This is a genomic window from Rhizobium sp. 10PS4 (genome assembly GCF_032464805.1).
Taxonomy (GTDB): Bacteria; Pseudomonadota; Alphaproteobacteria; order Rhizobiales; family Rhizobiaceae; genus Rhizobium; species Rhizobium laguerreae.
In genome coordinates, this window is sequence record NZ_JAWDIW010000008.1 from 297,524 (window position 1) to 315,207 (window position 17,684).

At 62.6% G+C, this 17,684-nt stretch carries 15 protein-coding genes; 8 read left to right on the forward strand and 7 right to left on the reverse strand.

The features are described 5' to 3' along the window. The first annotated feature begins 11 nt into the window (after positions 1-11). Positions 12-1,511 carry an ArnT family glycosyltransferase gene (locus RWJ89_RS17715; RefSeq protein ID WP_168284164.1) on the forward strand — a complete coding sequence of 500 codons (1,500 nt, stop codon included), beginning with the start codon at positions 12-14 and terminating at the stop codon, positions 1,509-1,511. Then, positions 1,512-2,999, forward strand: a complete 1,488-nt coding sequence (locus tag RWJ89_RS17720; RefSeq protein WP_168284165.1) for an ArnT family glycosyltransferase — start codon at positions 1,512-1,514, stop codon at positions 2,997-2,999. A gap of 6 nt (positions 3,000-3,005) precedes the next feature. On the opposite strand, the gene RWJ89_RS17725 is transcribed toward RWJ89_RS17720, so the two are convergent. Continuing rightward, a complete protein-coding gene (locus tag RWJ89_RS17725) occupies positions 3,006-4,373 on the reverse strand; it encodes an aspartate aminotransferase family protein (RefSeq protein ID WP_221999538.1) in 1,368 nt (455 codons plus the stop codon). A gap of 82 nt (positions 4,374-4,455) precedes the next feature. Here RWJ89_RS17725 and RWJ89_RS17730 point away from each other — a divergent pair, with 82 nt between their 5' ends. Next, positions 4,456-5,811, forward strand: a complete 1,356-nt coding sequence (locus RWJ89_RS17730) for a glutamine synthetase family protein (RefSeq protein WP_131661171.1) — start codon at positions 4,456-4,458, stop codon at positions 5,809-5,811. 19 nt (positions 5,812-5,830) lie between these two features. Here the strand turns inward: RWJ89_RS17730 and RWJ89_RS17735 are convergent, their stop codons facing one another. Then, complete coding sequence (locus RWJ89_RS17735; RefSeq protein ID WP_131640456.1) at positions 5,831-6,775, reverse strand: diacylglycerol/lipid kinase family protein; 945 nt, start codon at positions 6,773-6,775, stop codon at positions 5,831-5,833. A 294-nt stretch (positions 6,776-7,069) separates the two neighbouring features. Between RWJ89_RS17735 and RWJ89_RS17740 the strand changes: the two genes are divergently transcribed. Then, positions 7,070-8,314, forward strand: a complete 1,245-nt coding sequence (locus RWJ89_RS17740; protein ID WP_222060333.1) for an MFS transporter — start codon at positions 7,070-7,072, stop codon at positions 8,312-8,314. Here RWJ89_RS17740 and RWJ89_RS17745 read toward each other — a convergent pair. Then, a complete protein-coding gene (locus RWJ89_RS17745) occupies positions 8,273-8,677 on the reverse strand; it encodes a winged helix-turn-helix transcriptional regulator (protein ID WP_316031197.1) in 405 nt (134 codons plus the stop codon). The two genes, RWJ89_RS17740 and RWJ89_RS17745, sit on opposite strands and share 42 nt — an antisense overlap. 104 nt (positions 8,678-8,781) lie before the next feature. Between RWJ89_RS17745 and RWJ89_RS17750 the strand changes: the two genes are divergently transcribed. Further along, positions 8,782-9,795 (forward strand): zinc-binding alcohol dehydrogenase family protein, encoded by a 1,014-nt coding sequence (locus RWJ89_RS17750; protein ID WP_168284168.1) that lies wholly within the window; start codon positions 8,782-8,784, stop codon positions 9,793-9,795. Positions 9,796-10,123: 328 nt separating this feature from the next. Further along, on the forward strand, positions 10,124-11,497 hold the full coding sequence (gene mgtE, locus RWJ89_RS17755; protein WP_168337504.1) for a magnesium transporter: 1,374 nt from the start codon (positions 10,124-10,126) through the stop codon (positions 11,495-11,497). A gap of 22 nt (positions 11,498-11,519) precedes the next feature. Here the strand turns inward: mgtE and RWJ89_RS17760 are convergent, their stop codons facing one another. Further along, positions 11,520-12,041 carry an Lrp/AsnC family transcriptional regulator gene (locus RWJ89_RS17760; RefSeq protein WP_206102937.1) on the reverse strand — a complete coding sequence of 174 codons (522 nt, stop codon included), beginning with the start codon at positions 12,039-12,041 and terminating at the stop codon, positions 11,520-11,522. Between the two features lie 97 nt (positions 12,042-12,138). Between RWJ89_RS17760 and RWJ89_RS17765 the strand changes: the two genes are divergently transcribed. Next, complete coding sequence (locus RWJ89_RS17765) at positions 12,139-13,044, forward strand: DMT family transporter (RefSeq protein WP_168284170.1); 906 nt, start codon at positions 12,139-12,141, stop codon at positions 13,042-13,044. A 99-nt stretch (positions 13,045-13,143) separates the two neighbouring features. Here the strand turns inward: RWJ89_RS17765 and RWJ89_RS17770 are convergent, their stop codons facing one another. Both RWJ89_RS17770 and RWJ89_RS17775 read right to left on the reverse strand, forming a co-directional pair. Then, on the reverse strand, positions 13,144-13,758 hold the full coding sequence (locus RWJ89_RS17770; RefSeq protein ID WP_017959713.1) for a L,D-transpeptidase: 615 nt from the start codon (positions 13,756-13,758) through the stop codon (positions 13,144-13,146). Positions 13,759-13,893: 135 nt separating this feature from the next. Beyond that, positions 13,894-15,558 carry an electron transfer flavoprotein-ubiquinone oxidoreductase gene (locus RWJ89_RS17775; protein ID WP_316031198.1) on the reverse strand — a complete coding sequence of 555 codons (1,665 nt, stop codon included), beginning with the start codon at positions 15,556-15,558 and terminating at the stop codon, positions 13,894-13,896. Between the two features lie 251 nt (positions 15,559-15,809). Here RWJ89_RS17775 and RWJ89_RS17780 point away from each other — a divergent pair, with 251 nt between their 5' ends. Next, positions 15,810-16,598: an SDR family oxidoreductase gene (locus tag RWJ89_RS17780; RefSeq protein WP_222060331.1), complete on the forward strand. Its 789-nt coding sequence runs from the start codon at positions 15,810-15,812 to the stop codon at positions 16,596-16,598. A gap of 4 nt (positions 16,599-16,602) precedes the next feature. Here the strand turns inward: RWJ89_RS17780 and RWJ89_RS17785 are convergent, their stop codons facing one another. Then, a complete protein-coding gene (locus RWJ89_RS17785) occupies positions 16,603-17,481 on the reverse strand; it encodes a phosphotransferase family protein (protein ID WP_316029458.1) in 879 nt (292 codons plus the stop codon). Positions 17,482-17,684 lie beyond the last annotated feature (203 nt).

The window sequence follows — 17,684 nt, forward strand, 5'->3', positions numbered from 1 at the left end:
CCGGCAGCACGATGCTGGAGCGCGCGACGAGGACGATCAGAACCGCGGGCCTGCTGCTTGCAGCCTATTTCGTGCTCAACATCGCGCTGCGCATTTCGCTTCCGCATTCGCTGGAACTCGACGAGGCCGAGCAGTCCTTCTTTTCGCAATATCTGCTGGCGGGCTACGGCCCGCAGCCGCCCTTCTACAACTGGATGCAATATGCCGTCGTTTCGGTGACGGGCATGTCGATCGGCGCGCTGATCGTTCCGAAGAATATCCTGCTGTTCCTATCCTATCTCTTCTATGGCCTTGCCGGGCGGCGCGCGCTGAAGGACGAGGGGCTTGCCGCTATCGGCATGCTGGCGCTGATCACCCTGCCCCAGGTCTCCTACATGGCCCAGCAGGATCTGACCCACACGACGGCGCTGCTCTTTGCCAGCTCGCTGTTTCTCTACGGCTTCTTCCGCACGCTCGACCGGCCCGATATGGCGAGCTACCTGCTGCTCGGGCTTGCGACCGGCATTGGGCTGATCTCGAAATATAATTTCGCGCTGATGCCTGTCGTCGCCTTGATCGCCATCCTGCCCGATGCCGAATGGCGACGCCGGGCACTCGACTGGCGCATGCTGGCAGCGATCACTGTTGCGCTCGTCATCGTCCTGCCGCACGCGGTCTGGCTGCAGGGCAATCTCGCATTTGCCTCCTCCGACACTCTGGTCAAGATGGCCGCCGGCAGCGAACCCGCCGGCGCTGTGCGGATCGGCAAAGGCCTTCTCGCCTTTCTCGTCGCCATCATCGCCTTTGCGGCGCTGCCGGTGGTGATTTTCGCCGCCACCTTCCGCCGGGATTTCGTCCGGGCACTTTCGGCGGGCAACCGCTGGACCGGGATGATGGAGCGGATGATGCTCGCAAGTCTCGCCGGCATTGCTCTGATCGTGCTGTTCACCGGCTCCACCACGGTGCGCGAGCGCTGGCTCGACCCCTTCCTGCTGGTGCTGCCGATCTACTTCCTTGCGAAAATGCAGGCCGCCGGGCTCGACCTTTCCACAGGACTCCGCCGCTTCCGGCCGGTATTGCCGGTGCTGATGGCCTGCGTGCTGATCGCCCTCGGCTTCCGCGTCGTCGGCGCCGGACTAATTGGCACTTACAGCCGGCCGAATGTGCCGATGGCGGGTTTTTCGCGCGAGATGACGCGACAGGCGCAACCGGCGCTGGTGATCGCTTCCGACACTTATATCGGCGGAAACATGCGGCTGCAATTTCCCGATGTGCCGGTGGTGATCCCGGATTTTCCGGCACCGGGCATTCCGGCCTATGCCGAGGCCAAGGGGCCGGTGCTGATCGTCTGGCGCGGCAAGAAGACGGCGACGGCTGCCGATGCGATCATGCCCGAGCGGTTTTCATCGGCGCTGACGGCGGCTGATATCGCGCTGCAGGAGATCGGCTCGCTATCGCTTCCTTATTATTTCGGCCGCCAGAGCGACAATTTCGCGCTCGGCTACGCCTGGGTTCGGCCGGAGACCAAATAGATGACCGAGAGCAGCCGTCGCGACATCAGTTGGATCTTCGTTCTGCTGGCAGCCTACTTCGTGCTCCAGGTCGGCGTGCGGCTCGCAACCTCGCATTCGCTCGATCTCGATGAGGCCGAACAGGCCTTCCGCTCGCAATGGCTTGCCGCCGGCTACGGCCCGCAGCCGCCCTTCTACAACTGGCTGCAATACACCGTCTTCCGGTTTGCCGGCGTCTCGCTGACCGCGCTTTCTATCGTGAAGAACCTGCTGCTGTTCAGCTCCTACGTGCTCTACGGCCTGACCGCGCGGCTTATCCTGCACGACAAGGCGCTGGTGGCGATCGCCACGCTCGGGCTGCTGACAATCCCGCAGATGGCTTTCGAGATGCAGCGCGACCTGACGCACACGGTCGCGGTGTTCTTCTCGGCCAGCATCTTCTTCTACGGCTTTATCCGCAGCCTGAAGCGGCCGAGCCTTGCCTCCTATCTGATCGCAGGCATCGGCATCGGTTTCGGCCTGCTTGCCAAGTATAATTTCGCGATCCTGCCGGCGGCAGCCCTGATCGCCGCGCTTTCGGATGCGCGCCTGCGGCCGCGGATCTTCGACTGGCGGCTGGTGCTGACGGCGGCGGTGGCGCTCGTCATCACCCTGCCGCATCTCTTCTGGCTGAAGGACAATCTCGATTTCGCCACCGCACGCACCCTGGAGAAGATGACCGCGAGCGGCGATGCGAGCTATCTCACGCAGGTCGCCATGGGCGTCAGTTCGCTCGCCCTCGCCACCATCAGCTTTGCCGCATTGACCGTGGCGGTGTTCGCGCTCGTCTTCGGCAAGGGCCTTCGCCCGGCGCTCGCCTCCGGCTCGGAATGGACGCGGCTTCTCGAGAGGATGATGCTCGTCTTTCTCGCCGGCATTCTGCTTCTGATCGTCTTCGGCGGCGCTGCCGGCATCAAGGATCGCTGGCTGGTGCCGATGCTCTTCATCCTGCCGCTCTATTTCTGCCTGAAGATCGAGGCCGCAGGCGTCACGACAGACAGAGCCTTCCGGCGTTTTATACCCATCCTCGCCGTCATCATGATCGGCGTGCCGGCGGCCCTCTATGGGAGCGTTGCAACTGCACGCTTTACCGGTCATTACGAGCGGCTGAACAGGCCTTACGCCGGCATGCTGGAAACCTTGCGCAAACAGGCCGAACCGGCGGCAATCCTTGCCGGCGACAGCCTGCTCGCCGGCAACCTCAGGCAGGATATTCCGAACGTTCCGGTTCTCTCCACGGATTATCCCGGTTTCAACCCGGATCTTACCAGCCGGCGACCGCTTCTCCTGGTCTGGCTCCTCCCGCAGAAGGGGGAAAGCGAAGCACTTCCGCCGGCCATGGCTCAATGGCTACAGGCCAATCTCGGCGTGTCCGCACCGCCGGCGTCGGTGATCGACGTGCCCTATGTCCATGGGCGCGGCGGCGACAACTATCGTTTCGGTTATGCCTGGGTCAACCAACCGGGCTGAGCGGCATCAGGATTTCAGCTCCTTCCAGGCCAAATCCAGCGCCAGCCTGGTAATCCTCGCCATCTCGTCCACCTCGGCATGGCTAATGACGAGTGGCGGCGAGGCGAGCATGCGGTCGCCGGTGGCGCGCAGCACCAGACCGTTCGCCAGCGCGTGGTTGCGCACCAGCGCACCGACCTGATCGGGCTTGGCATAACGGGTACGGGTGCTCTTCTCCGCGGCAAGCTGCAGTCCGCCCATCAGGCCGATGCTGGCGGTTTCGCCGACCAGATCATGGTCTGCCAGCGCTGCCCAGGCCCTGCCGAAATAGGGGCCGATATCGTCGCGCACGCGTTCGACCAGTCTTTCCTCTTCGATGATGCGCAGGTTTTCGAGTGCTGCGGCCGCGCAGACCGGGTGGCCGGAATAGGTGAAGCCATGGTTGAAGTCGCCGACCTCGTTGATCAGCACATCGGCGATGCGGTCGCTGACGAGCACGCCGCCGATCGGCAGGTAGCCGGAGGAAAGCCCCTTGGCGATCGGCGCCAGATCGGGCTCGACGCCGAAATACTGGTGGCCGAACCAGGCGCCCAGACGGCCGAAACCGCAGATCACCTCGTCGGTCACCAGCAGGATATTGCGCGCCTTGCAGATGCGGCCGATCTCCGGCCAGTAGGTCTCGGGCGGGATGATGACGCCAGCAGCCCCCTGCACCGGCTCGGCGACGAAGGCGGCGACATTCTCCTCGCCGAGTTCGTCGATCTTCGTTTCGAGTTCGCGGGCGACCTTGAGACCGAATGCGGCGGGTGAGAGATCGCCGCCCTCGCCGTACCAGTAGGGCTGGCCGATATGGACGATGCCAGGGATCGGCAGGTCGCCCTGCTCATGCATGTATTTCATGCCGCCGAGGCTGGCGCCGGCGACGGTCGAACCGTGGTAGCCGTTCTTTCTCGATATGACGATCTTCTTCGACGGCTTGCCGACGGCGCTCCAGTAGACCCGCGCCATGCGGAACCAGGTGTCGTTCGCCTCCGAGCCGGAGCCGGTGAAGAAGATATGGTTGAAAAGCTCGCCGGCATGGGAAGTGACCTTCTGCGCAAGCAGCGTCGCCGGCGTCGAGGTCGTGCCGAAGAAGGTGTTGTAATAGGGCAGCTCGTTCATCTGCCTGGTGGCGGCGTCAGCGATCTCCCGGCGGCCATAGCCGATATTGACGCACCAGAGGCCGGCGAAGCCATCGAGATATTTCCTGCCGTGATTGTCGAAGATGTAGACGCCCTCGCCCCGCTGGATGATGCGCGCGCCCTCGGCATTCAGCTTCTTCATGTCAGCGAAGGGATGCAGGTGGTGCGCGGCGTCGATCGCGGCAAGGTTCGAGGGTGGGTAAGTGTCGGGCATGATTGGTAAAGACCCTCGCGGATTGAAAGGCTGATGTCGATGGGATAGGAGCTTGGCCTTGTCCCGGAGGATTTTCAAGGTCATGGCGAGCGACAGGGTGGACGGCAAGGCCGAGGCGGGCGGCGACCCGCGTTTCGAGATCCTTATCGTCGGCATGAACGGCGACCTGCGCGGCAAGCAGCTTCCGCCCGGCGCCGAAGACAAGGTCTGGGCCGGCGACATCCGCCTGCCGACGTCGACGCAATCGCTCGACATATGGGGCGACGACAATGACGACATCACCGGCCTTTCGCTGACGATAGGCGATCCCGACGGCAAGGTCATCCCCGACCGGCGCAGCCTTGCGCCGATGCCTTGGGCGCCCGAGGGTTCGATGCAGGTGCTCGCCACCATGCATGAATTCGACGGCAGCCCGAGCTTCATGGATCCGCGTGCCATCCTCGCTTCGGTGGTCGAGCGCTATGCGGCGCGCGGGCTGACGCCCGTCGTCGCCACCGAACTGGAATTTTACGTGATGTCGGGAGACTGGCGCGAGACCGGACGCCCCTGCCCACCCGAAAGCCTCACCTATCAGGGCGAACCGAACGGTTTCCAGCTCTACGACATGAGCGCCGTCGACGCGCTCGATGGCTATTTGCAGACGCTGAGGGCCTATGCGAAGGCGCAGGACCTGCCGGCGGATGCGACGACGGCGGAATTCGGTCCGGGCCAGTTCGAGGTCAATCTCATGCACCGCGCGGACGCGCTGGCAGCCGCCGACGATTGCCTCTATCTCAAGCGCATCGCCGAACAGGCGGCACGCCGGCACGGGCTGAAATCGACCTGCATGGCCAAACCCTATTCCGAACATGCCGGCTCCGGCCTGCATGTGCATGCGAGCATCATCGACGGGCAAGGCCGCAACATCCTCGATGCCAAGGGCGGCGAACCGAAGCTACTCAAATCGGTGATATCAGGCCTGCTCGACTCCATGCGCGCGGCGCAGCTGATCTTCGCCCCCTTTGCCAATTCCTACCGCCGCTTCCAGCCGGGCTCGTTTGCGCCTGTCGATCTGACCTGGGGCAGCGGCCATCGCGGCACGGCGATCCGCATCCCCGACAAGGATGGCCCGGCCGCACGCATCGAACACCGCGTCGCCGGCGCCGACGCCAATCCCTATCTGCTGCTGGCGGCGATCCTCGGCGGCATGCTCACCGGTCTCGACGGCGAACTCGACCCCGGCGAAGAGACGACGCCCTCGCACATACCTGCGAACACGACGCGACTGACGCATGATTTCCTCAGCGCCGTCGAGACCTTCCGCACCTCGCCCTTCATCGCCGATATCTTCGGTGCGCGTTATCAGGCGCTCTATGGCGACACCAAACGCAAGGAAGCGCTTGCGCATCTGCGCACCGTCTCGGATTTCGACTACCGCACCTATCTGCCGCGGCTCTGAAATTACGTAGCGGGCCGACTTACGCAGCGGGCTCGCGGCGTTCGTCCTCATTCACCTGAGCGGCGAGCCCCTGCTTGACGAGAACCTTCAATTCGCCCGGATGCAGCCGGATCGAGACGTCGCGTTCGAGCGGCAGCAGCTCGCCATCCATGACGCAATTGGCTTTGGAGCGCAGTTTCGGGAAATGCAGGTGCACTTCTGCCGGATGCATCACCATGACATCGGCATTCTCGCGGACCTTGCCGCGCAGCATGTCGATGGCGAGGCGGGCGACACCGAGGGGCTTTAAGGGATTTGCAGTATAGAATCCGAGTTCGCCGCTTCTCAAATTATCGGCGTAGAGCAGTGCGTTCTCACCGAAGGGATTGTTGGAGACTGAGATCGCCGACACCCTGCGGCGCTCGCGCATGCCGATCGCCTCGAATTCGACCTCGAATTCCGGCGGGTTGAAGATGACGCCTAAAGCCGCCTTGGTGCTCGCCCGAATCTTGCCCAGCCGGGACCGATAGCTGTAGGCGTTACGGTAGCGGACCATGCGGGCATGCAGGCCGGCGGAAAACTGGTGGATGAAGGGCCGGCCGTTGGCGCTGGCGATATCGACATTGTCGACCTCGCCGGAGGCAAGCACATCGAGCGCCTGCCAGATATCGAGCGGCACACGCAGCGAGCGGGCAAAGAGGTTCATCGTGCCGGCAGGCACGACGCCGAGCGCAATTCCGTTCTTCCAGGCAATCGATGCCGCCGCCGAAATCGTACCGTCGCCGCCGCCGGCGACGATACCGTCGATATCGTCGCGCTTGGCCGCCCGCTCCATGGCAGGAATGATTTCCTTTCCTGAGAAGACGATGGCGTCGAAATCGTGCCCCGCTTCGCGGAAGGCCGCCTCCGCCCTCTTCTCATAGGCCAGCATGTCGGTGGTCTTGAAGGTGCCGCCGTCGCGATTGAAAAAGCCTACAAGCCTCATAAGAGCTCCCGTCCCTGGCGCGGAAATGCTCCTGCCTTGCCCCTGAGATGGTTGCGACATCGGCGATTTCAAGCGCAGCCATCTTTGCCGAGAAATGACAGAAATGCAAAAATTGCAATAGACGTATGCACATAGCAGGACGCTGCACTGCAAAAAATGCACTCGACGGCAGCCGAGAGGTTGGGGATAGATGGTGGTATCGGAGACACGTCTCCACCTCCCGCCATTTCCAACGATCGGCTCGCGTCTGCGCCAGCGGCCATTGCCAAGCAGAAACCGCCTCGAGGAGCTCTCGTGAGTGAGATTGCCGCCAATATTTCAGTCGATAGCCGGAACTCCATTGATCGCCAGGAAGAAGAGCTGCCGTCGGCAATGACCGTGGCGCTGGTCCAGTTGGCGCTCGCCTGCGGCGGCTTCGGCATCGGCACCGGCGAATTCGCAATCATGGGGCTGCTGCCCAATGTCGCCGAGACTTTCTCGGTCACGACGCCGCAGGCCGGCTACGTCATCAGCGCCTATGCGCTCGGCGTCGTCGTTGGCGCACCTGTCATTGCGGTACTCGCCGCGAAGATGGCGCGGCGCACCTTGCTTTTGACGCTGATGCTGATCTTTGCCGCCGGCAATATATCAAGCGCCATGGCGCCGACCTTCGAGACCTTCACGCTGCTGCGTTTCGTCAGCGGCCTGCCGCACGGCGCCTATTTCGGCGTCGCGGCCCTTGTCGCCGCCTCGATGGTGCCGGTGCATCGCCGCGCCCGCGCTGTTGGCCGCGTCATGCTCGGCCTGACCGTTGCGACACTTCTCGGCACGCCGTTGACGACCTTCTTCGGCCAGTCGCTCGACTGGCAGGTGGCGTTTTTCTCGGTCGGCGTGCTCGGCCTGCTGACGGTAGCGCTGATCTGGTTCTACGTTCCGAAGGACACGGTTTCCGCGGAAGCGGGCTTCCTGCGCGAACTCGGCGCCTTCCGCCGGCCGCAGGTGTGGCTGACACTCGGCATCGCCGCCGTCGGCTACGGCGGCATGTTCGCAATGTTCAGCTATATCGCCTCGACGACGACTGAGGTGGCGATGCTGCCGGAAGCGGCCGTTCCGATCATGCTGGTCCTCTTCGGCGTCGGCATGAATGCGGGCAATTTCATCGGCTCGTGGCTCGCCGACAAATCGCTGCTCGGCACGATCGGCGCGTCGCTCGTCTATAATATCGTCGTGCTGACCACCTTCTCGCTGACCGCCGCCAATCCCTATTTGCTCGGGCTTTCCGTCTTCCTCGTGGGCTGCGGCTTTGCCGCCGGCCCGGCGCTGCAGACGCGGCTGATGGATGTTGCCGCCGACGCGCAGACGCTTGCGGCCGCGTCCAACCATTCCGCCTTCAACATCGCCAATGCGATCGGCGCCTGGCTCGGCGGCCTCGTCATCGCCGGAGGCTACGGTTTTGCGGCGACCGGCTATGTCGGCGCGGCGCTGTCCTTCCTCGGCCTGTTCGTCTTTGCAGCCTCGTTACGCCTCGAGCGCCGAGACCGGAGCGCGCAGGCCGTCTGAGGCCAGGCGCAGTTCGCGGCCTTCCGGGCTGCAGAAGACATAATCGTCACCCCAGGCGGCCAATGCCTGGATCACGGGCTTCAGCGTCATGCCGAGCGGCGTCATTGCATATTCGACCCTCGGCGGCACGACCGGATAGACGGTGCGTGATACCAGGCCGGACTCTTCCAGTTCACGCAACTGCTTGGTCAGCATGCGCTGGGTCACGGCCGGCAGTTTACGCCGCAATTCGTTGAAGCGCAGGGTTCCTTGCATCAGATGAAAGAGGATGACGGCCTTCCACTTCCCGTCGAGGTAAGTCAGCGTCGCTTCGACCGGGCAGCCAGGGAAATTCTTGACGAGCTTGGCGCGCGGCAATGACATTTTACAGTATCCTTTTGGGTACTACGTACAGAATTTGTGCATTCTTGCGTTGTCAGAACATAGTGCGCATCTAGCTTCCGTGCAAACGAACACAGGAGTTTCCCATGCGCGCCGTCGCCTATAAAACGCCCCAGCCGATCTCCGCCGAGACCTCGCTGATCGATGTCGAGTTGCCGATGCCGGAGCCCAGGGGCCACGATCTGCTCGTCGAAATCAAAGCCGTTTCGGTCAATCCCGTCGACGTGAAGGTGCGCGCCCATTCCGCACCGCCCGCGGGCGAGTTCAAGGTGCTCGGCTGGGATGCCGCCGGCATCGTCAAGGCCGTCGGCGCCGATGTCACCCTGTTCAAGCCCGGCGATGAGGTGTTCTACTCCGGGGTTATCAGCCGCCCGGGCACCAATGCCGAATTCCATCTCGTCGACGAGCGCATCGTCGGCACCAAACCGAAGAGCCTCGATTTCGCTGCCGCGGCCGCCTTGCCGCTGACCTCGATCACGGCCTACGAAGCGCTGTTCGACCGGCTGAAGGTGCAGGACGCGGTTTCGGGGGCGGGACGCTCCATCCTGATCATCGGCGGCGCTGGCGGCGTCGGCTCGATCGCCATTCAGATCGCCCGGGCATTGACCGACCTGACGGTGATCGCCACCGCCTCGCGGCCGGAAACGCAGAACTGGGTGAAGGAACTCGGCGCACATCATGTCGTCGATCATTCCAGGCCGATCGCACCGCAGGTGGCGGCACTCGGCATCGGCACGCCGGGATTCATATTCTCGACCACCAATACCGACAGCCATATCGGCGACATCGTCGAAGCGATTGCGCCGCAGGGCCGCTTCGTTTTGATCGACGATCCGAAGACGCTCGACATCATGCCCTTCAAGCGCAAGGCCGTCTCTGTTCATTGGGAGCTGATGTTCACCCGCCCGCTCTACGGCACGCCTGACATGATCGAGCAGCACAAGCTGCTGAACAGGATTTCCGAGCTCGTCGACGCCGGAAAGATCCGCACCACGCTTTCGGAGATCGTCGGCCCGATCAATGCGGCAAACCTCAAGACGGCTCATGCCATGGTCGAAAGCGGCAGAATGAAGGGCAAGGCGGTGCTTGCAGGATTCTGAGATCGCAGCCGGCAGCGCCGGTGTTTTTGGAAGCCCCGAGGTCTACATGCCATACCGCCGGCCATACCTGCCTGGAATGCCGCATCGCGGGGGTGCGGCATTCTGGCGTTAAGCATTTACCCCGCTTGACTTTTTTCGCGTCCGGGACCACCTAGCATCCACGTGGATGACACTCGTCAGCCACGGATTTCAACGGAGCCATCATAACGATGCCAAGCGACAGTAGCAGTCGATTGCCTTTGCCGTACGCGGCCCTCGTGCGCTGACCGACTCCTGTCGGCTCGCCCGATCGGACGCTACGGCGGATCGACGGAAAGGCGAGCCTCAAATGAATATCAATCGCTTCCCTCTTCGGGCAGGCCATGCCGCCCGTGCCTTCATCAACAACAGCCGCGGCGCAACAATCGCCGAACGCGTCGAATCATTGAACGCGCTGAGCGTCCAGGACGCCGGACGTGTTCTATGCGGCATGCCGCTGGACTATGCGGTCAACATTCTCGACCGGCCGGAGCTTCGCAACTCCGCACAGATCCTTGCGCTGATCAGTGCCGAGGATGCCGCACGGCTGCTGCACGGCATGTCGAACGACCGCGTCGCCGACGTGCTGCTCGAACTCGACGGCGAGACCCGCGCCCGGCTGTTCTCCAGCCTCGACGAACCGGTGCGCATCGCGATCCAGCACCTGATGGGATATCCGCCGCGCACAGCCGGCGGCATCATGACGACGGAGTTCGTCAGCGTGCCTGACAGCTGGACCGTCGCCCGCACACTCGACCATGTGCGCCAGGTCGAACGCTCGCGCGAAACCGTCTACGCCATCTATGTGCTCGACGAGGTCAGCCATACGCTGCTGCATGTGGTGACGCTGCGTCGCCTCATCACCGGCGAGCCGGAGGCTTCGATCCTCTCGGTGGCACAGAAGGGCGTGCCGGTTTCGGCCGATCCGCTGATGAAGCAGGAGGATGTCGCGCGGCTGATCCGCAAGCACGACCTGCTCGCCCTGCCCGTCACCGACGAACATGGGCAGATGCTCGGCATCGTCACCGTCGACGACGTGATCGACACGATGATATCGGACACGACGGAAGCGGCCCAGAAGTTCGGCGGCATGGAGGCACTCGGCCAACCCTACATGAAGATCAGCTTCGCCGGCATGATCCGCAAGCGCGCCGGCTGGCTCGCTGCGCTCTTCCTCGGCGAGATGCTGACGGCAAGCGCCATGCAGCATTTCGAAGGCGAGCTGGAAAAGGCCGTGGTGCTGACGCTGTTCATCCCGCTGATCATGAGCTCGGGCGGCAACTCGGGTTCGCAGGCGACGTCGCTGATCATCCGAGCGCTGGCACTCGGCGAGCTGAAGCTTTCGGACTGGTGGAAGGTGCTTTTGCGCGAACTGCCGACCGGCATCGTGCTCGGCGCGATCCTTGGCCTGGTCGGCTTCATCCGCATCGTCTTCTGGCAGTCGGCCGGCCTCTACGATTACGGCCCGCACTGGCAAATGGTCGCCGTCACGGTGTTTGCCGCCCTGATCGGGATCGTCACCTTCGGCTCGATCTGCGGCTCGATGCTGCCCTTCGTGCTGCAGAAGCTCCGGCTCGATCCGGCCAGCGCGTCGGCCCCCTTCGTCGCCACGCTGGTCGACGTCACCGGGCTCGTCATCTACTTCTCGGTAGCGCTGCTCATCCTCAGCGGGACGCTGCTCTAACCGGCAAGCAAGCCCGAGGGAATTATCTCCCCTCGGGCAGCTTCAACGGCCCATGCGTCTTGATGCTGCGGATGGCGAAGTTCGAGCGGATGTCGCTGACATTCGGCAGGGTCAACAGCGTTTCGGTCAGAAGCCGTTCATAGGCGGCAAGATCTTCCACCACCACCTCGGCGAGGAAATCGGCCGTACCCGAAATCAGGAAGCAGGAGACGATCTCGGGGATTGTGAGCAGCGCCTTCTGCTGCGCCTCGGAATTCTCGCGGCTGTGATGGACGACCTTGAATTCGACGAAGACGGTGAGGCCGAGACCAACCTCCTTGCGGTCGATATCCGCAGTGTAACCGCGGATGATGCCGGACCGTTCGAGATTGCGGATGCGGCGCAGGCAGGGCGACGGCGAAAGGTTCACCTTCTCGGCGATCTCGACATTGGTGGCGCGCGCATCCTCCTGCAGGCACTTCAGGATGGCGATATCGAATTTATCGAGATTTGGCATTTTCGCGATACCTGTGGGCCTCGATTGGCAGAAGATTGCGCATAGCATGATTTTGGAGCCATAGATAGCAAGGACATGCCTCGGCCTCTGGCGCTAATCTTTTCTTCAACCGGACAGGCTCCGGACGGAAGAAAGGATTGAGACGATGACCACCATTGCATTTACAAACGACAAGTCGCCGTCGCAGATACTGGGTTATGCTGGCGGCACCATTACCGTGCTGATCTGGGCGACATGGTTTCTCGTCACCCGCCACAGCGCCGCAACGCCGCTCGGCTCGATCGATATCGGGCTGATCCGCTTCGGAATTCCGGCGCTGATGCTTTCGCCCGTCTGGCTGAAGACGGGGCTGCTGCCGAAGGCCCTGCCGCTTCACCTGCTGGCGATCATGGTGTCCGGTTCCGGCGCTGTGTTCTTCCTGCTGACGACGCTGGCAATCCATTCGACGCCCGCCGCCTCTTCAGGCATTCTGCTCGGCGGCTCGATGCCGCTCGCTGCGGCGCTGATCGGCATTGCGCTGTTTCGCGAAAGACCTGACGGCACCCGCATCGCCGGGCTCGTCGCGATCGTCGCCGGCGTGCTGATCCTGCTCACGCGCAGTCTTGCGGACGCCTCGCTGCCATGGACGAGCTTCGTACTGCTGCCGGCCGGCGCCATTCTCTGGGCAAGCTATACGCATGCCTTCCGCCGCACCGGTCTGACAGCCGTGCAGGCGAGCGCCCTGATCGCCGTCTGGTCCTTCCTGATCATGGGCGCGCTTGCCCTCATCTTCGGCATCTCGCTGCCACAGGCTACGCTCCCGGAGATCGGCCTGCAGGTGCTAAGCCAGGGCGTTCTTTCCGGCCTCGTCGCCATGGTCGCCTACGGCACCGCCGTCAGAACACTCGGCGGAACACAGGCTGCCGCCTTCACGGCGCTGACGCCGGTGCTCGCGACACTTGGCGGCGGCTTGCTGCTTGACGAAGCGATCGGCATGACGGAAATCAGCGCCGCCGTGATCACCGGCATCGGCGTGGCGCTTTCGACAGGTATCGCCACGCCACGTCGCTGAAATCCAACACCAACAGCAGATGGAAAAGCCGCCTGCAGCCATCGCTGCGGCGGCTTTTTCAATGGAGAGGGCGTCGTTACCGAGCTTGGAACGGACACGTCAGGCCTGGATGACAACGACCCTGGCGCCGACTTCGACTCGGCTATAGAGGTCGATCACGTCGTGGTTCATCATGCGGACACAGCCGCTCGACATGGCAAGACCAATCGATTGCGGCTGGTTGGTGCCATGAATGCGGAAATGCGTGTCGTTGCCGCCGCGATAGAGATACATCGCCCGCGCACCGAGCGGGTTGTTCGGGCCGCCCGGCATGCCGCCGGCGAGCTTGCGATAGCGCTCTTCGCGGCGCTGCATGTTTTCAGTGGGCGTCCAGCTCGGCCACTCGGCCTTGCGGCCGATATAGGCATTCCCGGCAAAGGCCAGCCCCTCGCGGCCGACGCCGACGCCATAACGCATCGCCCTGCCGCCGCCGAGGACGTAATAGGCGCGGCGCGCGGGTGTATCGACGATCACGGTGCCGGCAGCATGCGTGGTTTCGTAGGCCACTTCCTGGCGGCGGAGCTCCGGCTTGATCTTGTCGATCGGCACCTGCTTCAACGGGAATTTTTCATCCGGAAGTGCGGCATAATTCGTCTGGCTGTTCAGACCGGTCGAAGAGCAGCCGGCCACGAAAAGCGGCAGAGCGATCAGAAAGCCCCGGCGGGAGATCGTCATGAATGTGTCCTTAGTGCGTCAACTTGATGTCGCAAGCTAAGGAAATTATGGTTAACGAACGGCTAACAGCCTCCGGCAGAAGGCGATCACGAAGGCGTCAGCACGCAAGAATTGTCGCGGTGGGGATAATCCGCATCACATATTCGGATAGACCGGCCCCTCGCCGCCCTGCGGCGGCACCCAGTTGATGTTCTGGTTGGGGTCCTTGATGTCGCAGGTCTTGCAGTGCACGCAGTTCTGGGCGTTGATGACGAAGACCTCTTCGCCGTCCTTTTCCACCCATTCATAGACGCCGGCCGGACAGTAACGTGTCGACGGACCGGCATAGATGTCGTGTTCGGAACGCTTCTGCAGCGCCATGTCCTTAACCTGCAGATGCACCGGCTGGTCTTCCTCGTGATTCGTGTTCGACAGGAACACCGAGGAGAGGCGATCGAAGGTCAAGACGCCATCGGGTTTGGGATAGGCGATCGGCTTGTGCTGCGACGCCGGCTCCAGGCTCTCAGCATCGGTCTTGCCATGCTTCAGCGTGCCGAAGACGGAGAAGCCGAACAGCGTGTTGGTCCACATGTCGAAGCCGCCGAGCGCCACGCCGAGTGCGGTGCCGAACTTCGACCATAGCGGCTTGACGTTGCGCACCCGCTTCAAATCCTTGCCGATGTCGCCCTTGCGCCATTCATTCTCGATCTCGGCCACCTCGTCATGGCTGCAGCCGGTCGCGATCGCGGCGACGATCTTCTCGGCGGCCAGCATGCCCGACAGCACCGCATTGTGGCTGCCCTTGATGCGCGGCACGTTGACGAGACCGGCCGAACAGCCGATCAGCGCCCCGCCGGGGAAGGTCAGCTTCGGCACCGACTGATAGCCGCCCTCGGTGATGGCGCGGGCGCCATAGGACAGGCGCTTGCCGCCCTCGAAGGTGGTGCGGATGGCCGGATGGGTCTTGAAGCGCTGGAATTCCTCGAAGGGATAGAGATAGGGGTTCTTGTAATTGAGGTGGACGACGAAACCGACGGCGACCAGATTGTCTTCCAGGTGATAGAGGAAAGAGCCGCCGCCGGTCTTCATGCCGAGCGGCCAGCCGAAGGAGTGCTGCACCAAACCCGGCCTGTGGTTTTCCGGCTTGACCTGCCAGAGTTCCTTGAGGCCGATGCCGAATTTCTGCGGTTCGCGGTCTTTTTGCAGATCGAACTTGGCGATCAACTGCTTGGCGAGCGAGCCGCGCACGCCCTCGCCGATCAGGGTATATTTGCCGAGCAGTTCCATGCCGCGGGTATAGTTCGGGCCAGGCTCGCCATTCTTCTCGATGCCCATATCGCCGGTGGCGACCCCGATGACCGCACCCTGGTCATTGTAGAGCACTTCGGTGGCGGCAAAGCCCGGATAGATCTCGACGCCGAGCTCTTCGGCCTTGGTCGCCAGCCAGCGACAGACGTTTCCGAGCGAGACGATGTAGTTGCCGTGATTGTTCATCAATGGCGGCATCAGCACATTCGGCAGGCGAACGGAGCCGGCCGGACCGAGCAGCAGGAAGTGATCGGCGCTGACCTTGGTCTTGAACGGTTGGTCGGCCTCGTCGCGCCAGCCGGGCAGCAGCCGGTCGATGCCGATCGGATCGACCACGGCGCCAGAGAGGATATGCGCGCCAACTTCCGCGCCCTTCTCCAGCACGACGACGGAGAGTTCCGGATTGACTTGTTTCAGACGGATCGCCGCCGCAAGACCAGCCGGACCGGCGCCGACGATCACAACGTCGAATTCCATGCTCTCGCGTTCGGGCAGCTCAGTCGTCTCGGTCATTCACTCGTCTCCGCTTGCCGGCACGCGGCCGTCATCCCGTCATGGCACTTTCTTGTCAAAACGAGAAAGCATTGTCGAGCCGGGATACGACAGCCAATCTTCCAATTCGCACAATGATGAGGCCTCGCGAGACAGAATTACATAACGCTTACGTCAACGTCAATTATCAAACGCTGCCGAACCGGTCACATGCCCTTTCCTTTTCCGCCGCTTGCGCCTTATACATCGCTCAAAGCTATCGGAGGACAATCATGGATCTCGGCATCAAGGGCAAACGGGCACTCGTCCTCGCCTCCTCGCGCGGTCTCGGTCTCGGCATCGCCGTGGCGCTGGCGCGTGAGGGCGCAAACGTGCTGCTCTGCGGGCGTAGCGGCGAACAGCTGGAGGCCAATTGCAAGGCAATCAATGGTGAAGGCAAAGGCCGGGCCGACTGGATCTGGGCCGATCTCGGGGACGAACGCTTCGTCGAGATGACGACGACGGCGGTGAAGGAGAAGTTCGGCGGGCTCGATATCCTCGTCAACAATACCGGCGGACCGACGCCCGGTACGACGGAGGATATGACGGGCGAAAAGCTCGAAAGTTACTTCCTCTCCATGGTCGCTCGCGTGATCACGCTCACCAATGCCCTGCTGCCCGGCATGAAAGCGCAGGGCTGGGGCCGCATCCTGACGGTTGCCTCGTCCGGCGTGATCGAACCAATCGCTAATCTGGCGCTGTCGAATACGCTGCGCCCCGCCCTTGCCGGCTGGAGCAAGACGCTTGCCTCCGAAGTGGCGGGCTTCGGCGTCACCACCAACCTGCTGTTGCCGGGCAGCATCCTGACGGCGCGGCTCGACGATCTCGACGGAGCTGCGGCAAAGCGAACCGGCAAGAGCCTCGAGGAAATCCGCATCGACAAGGAAGCGCGCATTCCGGTCGGCCGCTACGGCAGGGTCGAGGAATTCGCCGCAACGGCTGCCTTCCTGTGCAGCCAACCAGCAAGCTACATCACCGGCTCGCTCATCCGCTGCGACGGCGGCGCGGCACGATCCGTCTGACGGCTTAGCCGACGCGGGCCGCCGCCCCCCATGTCGCCACACTTTGGATCATCTGTTCGACGTTAGCCGGATCGTCCGCAAGTTCGGCGAGCTCGGACAGACGATGGAAGCCGGTCAAGATCGCAATGCGGCGCCGGTCGAGCCGGCGTCCGGTCAGCGTTTCATAGGCCGATATGATGCGCGCGGTCAGATCGGGCGAAATGAAGTTCGAGTAGATGAATTCCTGGTGCAGCGGGCCAAAGCCGGAATCGGCGAAATCGTAGATGCCGTTCAGCCGCCTTTGCGCATGGTCGAAGGCCATGTTCCAGCCGTGACCGTCGAAGAAGCCGTAGATGTTGCCGTAGGGATCGGGCGGCAAGGCCTCGAAATCCGAAATAATGGCCTGCGCAAAGCTCCTGATGTCAGGCGGCAACAGCGGCAAAGCCTTTATTCGCACCGTCTCGGGCGATTGCCATGGCTGGATAGCCCCGGCACCGGCGGACCGTATGCGATCGGCATCGAGCACATGCAGCTCGGCGTAAAAACGCGCGAGATCTTCCCCGAGGCGCTGCCGATCGCTTTCGCCAAGCGCATCATAATCTTCGGCAATGAGATGTTCGCCGTCGAGTTTGGCATGGCTGGAGAAGATCGGCGGCCCGTCGTGAATGCGCATGTCGGGAACCGCCATCGACAGCGACGGCCGAACAATATCGAGCAAGGCGGCTTCCTTCTGAAGCGCTCTTTCCGCGCCGAGATTGCGGGGAAACTTGAAGATTAATGTGTCATCGACGTCGACGGCAAGCGAATCCCAGCCCTTCGCCGCCAGCTTGAAGACGGAGGCCGTGAGTTCAGGAAATAGGCTTACGATCAGAGAGCGAAATTCGCTGGCATCCAACTCAGTCATGACGACTTGCCTTCTCTCGTTTTTCCATGTTTTTCCGCGCGATGGACGGCATACGGGTCGGCATCGTCATTGGCGAACCACCCTCGCCGCCGCCGTCGGACGGCATCGGACTACACTGGATCTATATTAGTATAATTTGAATATTACGGAATATTCATTACAAAATTTTAAGCCATTATAACCACTTAGTGATCACATACCGG

Bases quoted from the DNA above. Each gene is read 5' to 3' on its own strand.
- RWJ89_RS17735 (WP_131640456.1), bottom strand. From the start codon at position 6,775: ATGAGGCTTGTAGGCTTTTTCAATCGCGACGGCGGCACCTTCAAGACC.
- RWJ89_RS17765 (WP_168284170.1), top strand. From the start codon at position 12,139: ATGACCACCATTGCATTTACAAACGACAAGTCGCCGTCGCAGATACTG.
- RWJ89_RS17775 (WP_316031198.1), bottom strand. From the start codon at position 15,558: ATGACCGAGACGACTGAGCTGCCCGAACGCGAGAGCATGGAATTCGAC.
- RWJ89_RS17745 (WP_316031197.1), bottom strand. From the start codon at position 8,677: ATGTCATTGCCGCGCGCCAAGCTCGTCAAGAATTTCCCTGGCTGCCCG.
- RWJ89_RS17785 (WP_316029458.1), bottom strand. From the start codon at position 17,481: ATGACTGAGTTGGATGCCAGCGAATTTCGCTCTCTGATCGTAAGCCTA.
- RWJ89_RS17760 (WP_206102937.1), bottom strand. From the start codon at position 12,041: ATGCTATGCGCAATCTTCTGCCAATCGAGGCCCACAGGTATCGCGAAA.
- RWJ89_RS17770 (WP_017959713.1), bottom strand. From the start codon at position 13,758: ATGACGATCTCCCGCCGGGGCTTTCTGATCGCTCTGCCGCTTTTCGTG.
- RWJ89_RS17725 (WP_221999538.1), bottom strand. From the start codon at position 4,373: ATGCCCGACACTTACCCACCCTCGAACCTTGCCGCGATCGACGCCGCG.
- RWJ89_RS17730 (WP_131661171.1), top strand. From the start codon at position 4,456: ATGGCGAGCGACAGGGTGGACGGCAAGGCCGAGGCGGGCGGCGACCCG.
- RWJ89_RS17780 (WP_222060331.1), top strand. From the start codon at position 15,810: ATGGATCTCGGCATCAAGGGCAAACGGGCACTCGTCCTCGCCTCCTCG.
- RWJ89_RS17715 (WP_168284164.1), top strand. From the start codon at position 12: ATGCTGGAGCGCGCGACGAGGACGATCAGAACCGCGGGCCTGCTGCTT.
- mgtE (WP_168337504.1), top strand. From the start codon at position 10,124: ATGAATATCAATCGCTTCCCTCTTCGGGCAGGCCATGCCGCCCGTGCC.
- RWJ89_RS17750 (WP_168284168.1), top strand. From the start codon at position 8,782: ATGCGCGCCGTCGCCTATAAAACGCCCCAGCCGATCTCCGCCGAGACC.
- RWJ89_RS17720 (WP_168284165.1), top strand. From the start codon at position 1,512: ATGACCGAGAGCAGCCGTCGCGACATCAGTTGGATCTTCGTTCTGCTG.